Here is a 4,290-nt window from a genome sequence, read left to right as displayed (position 1 = left end):
GCCTCCAACAGGCCATCGATCCGGCGCCGGCGCTCGCTTCGCCTGTTGGAGGGAGCTTGCTCGCGAACCGGCCGGGCCACCCTTCGCCCGCAAGCGGCCTCCAACAGACCTTCGATCCGGCGCCGGCGCTGATTTTCCTGTTGGAGGGAGCTTGCTCGCGAACTGCCCTGACCGCCCTTCGCCCGCAAGCGGCCTCCAACAGACCTCCGATCCGGCGTTCCGCTCGCTTCGCCTGTTGGAGGGAGCTTGCTCGCGAACCGGCCGGGCCACCCTTCGCCCGCAAGCGGCCTCCAACAGGCCATCGATCCGGCGCCGGCGCTCGCTTCGCCTGTTGGAGGGAGCTTGCTCGCGAACCGGCCGGGCCACCCTTCGCCCGCAAGCAGCCTCCGACAGACCTTCGGTCCGGCGCCGGCGATGAATTCGCCTGTTGGAGGGAGCTTGCTCGCGAACCGGCCGGGCCACCCTTCGCCCGCAAGCGGCCTCCAACAGGCCATCGATCCGGCGCCTACAAGTCGAACGCGGCATGCAGCCGCTTGCGCACCGCATGCATCGGGACGCTCGCGCGCTGCAGGTCGGGCTCGAGACCGGGAGCGGGCGCGAGCGGGGCGAGGACATCGACGAGCGCGGGATCGCGTGACAGCACGTGAACGGGAACGCGCGCGTCGGCCGGATCGGCGGCGATCAGCGGTGCGGGGGGATGGTCGCCGACGATCAGCAGCAGGTCGTCCGGTCCGAGGGTTTCCGCGGCCCAGCCGAACGCGGCGTCCAGCGAATAGGCCAGCGCGTCGTGGTAGCGCTGGCGCAGCCGCTCGACCGGCTCGTGCATCGCGCCCGGGCCGGGCGCCCGGCCGGCGAAGGGCGCGAAGGCGCGGCCGTCGTCCAGCGGGGTGTCGGGGCCGAGCAGCGGTAGTACCGGCTGCCACGGGGCATGCGAGCTGATCAGGGCGACCTGGATGAAGGTCGGGCCGTCCAGCCGTGGCCGGACGGTCCGGGCCGCGCGATCCAGCGTGAACTCGTCGGGCATGGTCACCCAGCCGAGGCCGGGGCCTCGGTAGTCGAGCGCGGCGGCGTCGAACCGGTGCTCGAAGCCGAGCCGCTCGCCTTCGGGCCAGTTCTCGAGGATCGCCGGCATGACCGCCGCCGTGGCGTGGCCGGTGGCGGCGAAGTCATGCGCGAGCGTGGACGTGTGGTGCTCCAGCAGGGTTCGGTAGCGGGTCTGGTCGCTGATGTCGAGCCCGGCCAGCAGCGTAGCGTGCGACAGCCAGGACTGGCCGCCGCGGATCGGCGCTTCGAGCAGGCCGCTGGCCACGACGAAACCGGCGTCGCTCAGCCGGTCCGAATGTCGATCGAGAACACCGGCGACCGCCGGCGCCCGGTTCGCGGAGGCCGCATAGGATTCGATCCAGACCAGCCAGACGTCGCCATCGGCCAGTCCGGGCAGCGCGGTCGGCCCGGGCTGCCGATCGAGTTCGGCGCGCAGCTGCTCGAGCGCCCGGCGCTGTACGAGTGCGCTGTCGACCTGCAGTCGGGCGGCGGCCCAGGCGTGCGGGGTGACGGTCGAAAGCGGTGCCGCGGCGTGAAGGGCCAGCAGTCCGGCCGCGACACCGGTCAGCGCGATCGCCGGCCGGCGCGGCTCGCGCGGAGCAAGCAGCCGGGTGACGCCGAACGAGAGCGCCAGCGCCAGGACAGCGGCCAGCAGCGCCGCGCCGAGCGCCGCGACCGCGCCGAACTGGCCGTCGAGCAGGTTATAGCCGTTGACCAGCAACCCGATGTCGCCGGGCAGCGTCAGGCTGCGGCCCAGCGCGATCTCGACGGCGACGTTTCCGAACGTCGCGGCCAGCAGCAGGGTGGCCCCGACCGCGGCGGCCCAGCGCAGCCCGGTGACTGTCCGGCCGGCGGGCAGCAGCGCGAACAGGCCGACCAGCAGCCAGGCCTCCGGGACCACGCGCAGCGCTGCGTCGGTTCGCGGGTCGGCCGCGTCCGGGCCCAGCCAGAGCAGGTTCAGCAGCAGCCCGGCGCCGAGCAGGCCGGCCGTCGCGCGAGCGGGCGACGGTGCGGGCGCGTCGTGGTCGGCGGGCAGTGGTCGATCGGTCGGCATTCTTCACGCGCGTCGTCGTTCGGGCGCCTATTGTGTCGGCATGCCGTGCATGCCACCGAACCATCGAACCGGAATCGGGCCCCGCCAGCCGAGGCGGCCGCGGTGAGGGACCTTGCGGCGAGCTTCGGCTTCCTGCGGTCCCTGGCCGTCTATCGCCGGCCGGGCCGGCAGCGCGGCCTGCGGCGAATGTACGCGCCGTTCGTGCCGTCGGGCGGCTGCGTGTTCGACGTCGGCGCCCACGTCGGCGACCGGAGCCGGGCATTTGCCGCGCTCGGTGCGCGGGTCGTGGCGGTCGAACCCCAGGACCGCTTCGCCGACTGGCTGGAGCGCACCCTGAGCCGGCACGGCGTGGTCGTCGAGCGCTGCGGGCTGGACGCCGAGCCCGGCCGGGCCGAGCTGCAGGTCAGCCGGGCCCATCCGACCGTGTCGACGCTCAACCGCGAATGGCCGCGCGACCTGGCCGAGCGCAACGCCGGCTTCTCCGGCGTGGCGTGGGATCGCCGCCAGACGATCGAGCTGACCACGCTGGATCGGCTGATCGAGCGCCACGGCCGGCCCGACTTCTGCAAGATCGACGTCGAGGGCTGCGAGGACCGGGTGCTGGCCGGGCTCGGCCAGCCGCTGCCGGCGCTTTCGGTGGAGTTCGTGCAGGGCGCGCTGGACGTCGCCCGGCGCTGCGTCCAGCGCCTGCAGATCCTGGGCGACTACGAGTTCAACGCGGTGGCCGGCGAGCAGCGGCGATTCCAGTGGCCGGCGTGGCGGCGGCCCGGCGAGGTGCTGGAGTGGCTCGACGCCGGCGCGGGCGGCATCGCGTCGGGGGACCTGTACGCGCGCCTGCGCGATCGGGCAGACTGAACGCCATGGGCATCCATCGCTGGCCGTCGCTGACCACCGAGGAACTGGCCGCGATCGCGCGCCCGGGCGCGGTGGCGGTGCAGGCCCTGGGCGCGATCGAGCAGCACGGGCCGCACCTGCCGCTGGATACCGACACGCGCATTGCCGAGGGCCTGCTGGCCCGGGCGCTGGACCGGCTGGACGGCGGGCCGGAGGTGCTGGTGCTGCCGCCGCTGGTCTTCGGCGCCAGCGACGAGCACAAGTCGTTTCCGGGCACGCTGGGCCTCGACGGCCGGGCGCTGATCGATACGCTGGTCACGCTCGGCGGCGATCTCGCGCGGACCGGGATCGACCGGCTGGTCTGGGTCAACGGCCACGGCGGCAACCGTGCCCCGATGGACCTGGCCGCACTGGCGCTCCGGCGCGATCATGGCCTGCGGGTCGTCAAGTGCACCTACACCCGCCTCGGTCCGCCGCCGGTGGCGTTTCCGGCCGAGGAGCGGGCGCACGGGTTCCACGGCGGGGCGCTGGAAACGGCGCTGATGCGCGAACTGGCGCCCGGCAGCGTACGCGAGAACCGGCTCGATGGGTTTCCGATGAAGGGTGCGGGTGACCGGTGCGGGCCGGTCGATGCCGAAGGGCCGGCGAGCTGGGCCTGGCTGGCCGAGGACCTGAACGAGGCCGGCGTGATCGGCGATGCCCGCCTCGGCACGGCCGAGGCGGGTGCGGCGCTGGCCGACTTCTATGCCGAGCGGATCGCCCGGGTGCTGGTCGAGACCGCGCGGTTGCCGGGGCTGTAGGCCCGGCCACCCTTCGCCCGCAAGCGGCCTCCAACAGGCCTTCGATCCGGCGTTCCGCTCGCTTCGCCTGTTGGAGGGAGCTTGCTCGCGAACCGGCCCGATCACCCTTCGCCCGCAAGCGGCCTCCAACAGACCTCCGATCCGGCGTTCCGCTCGCTTCGCCTGTTGGAGGGAGCTTGCTCGCGAACCGGCCGGGCCACCCTTCGCCGGCGAGCGGCCTCCAACAGGCCTCCGATCCGGCGCCGGCGCTTCGCTTCAGCGGCAATCCACCGCTGCCGACCGAAGGCGATGCTTGTGGGAGCGAGCTTGCTCGCGAAGGCCGGAACCGACCACCCTTCGCCCGCAAGCGGCCTCCAACAGGCCTTCGATCCGGCGTTCCGCTCGCTTCGCCTGTTGGAGGGAGCTTGCTCGCGAACCGGCCGGGCCACCCTTCGCCCGCAAGCGGCCTCCAACAGAAGACCTCCGATCCGGCGCCAGCGCTTCGCTTCAGCGGCAATCCACCGCTGCCGACCGAAGGCGATGCTTGTGGGAGCGAGCTTGCTCGCGAAGGCCGGAACC

The 4,290-nt window shown here is 73.2% G+C and carries 3 protein-coding genes; 2 read left to right on the top strand and 1 reads right to left on the bottom strand.

The features are described 5' to 3' along the window. Positions 1-505 precede the first annotated feature (505 nt). A complete protein-coding gene (locus HFP89_RS05260; protein WP_168716599.1) occupies positions 506-2,098 on the bottom strand; it encodes a sulfatase-like hydrolase/transferase in 1,593 nt (530 codons plus the stop codon). A 102-nt stretch (positions 2,099-2,200) separates the two neighbouring features. Between HFP89_RS05260 and HFP89_RS05255 the strand changes: the two genes are divergently transcribed. Next, positions 2,201-2,953 carry an FkbM family methyltransferase gene (locus HFP89_RS05255; protein ID WP_346775191.1) on the top strand — a complete coding sequence of 251 codons (753 nt, stop codon included), beginning with the start codon at positions 2,201-2,203 and terminating at the stop codon, positions 2,951-2,953. Positions 2,954-2,958: 5 nt separating this feature from the next. Further along, positions 2,959-3,732 (top strand): creatininase family protein, encoded by a 774-nt coding sequence (locus HFP89_RS05250; RefSeq protein ID WP_168716598.1) that lies wholly within the window; start codon positions 2,959-2,961, stop codon positions 3,730-3,732. Positions 3,733-4,290: the final 558 nt, after the last annotated feature.

This window comes from Wenzhouxiangella sp. XN79A (assembly GCF_012272825.1).
Classification (GTDB): domain Bacteria; phylum Pseudomonadota; class Gammaproteobacteria; order Xanthomonadales; family Wenzhouxiangellaceae.
Note: the sequence above shows the minus strand (reverse complement) of the source record. Positions and strands in the feature narration are given on the sequence as shown.

Coding starts and splice junctions, on each gene's coding strand:
- HFP89_RS05250 (WP_168716598.1), top strand. CDS start 2,959: ATGGGCATCCATCGCTGGCCGTCGCTGACCACCGAGGAACTGGCCGCG.
- HFP89_RS05260 (WP_168716599.1), bottom strand. CDS start 2,098: ATGCCGACCGATCGACCACTGCCCGCCGACCACGACGCGCCCGCACCG.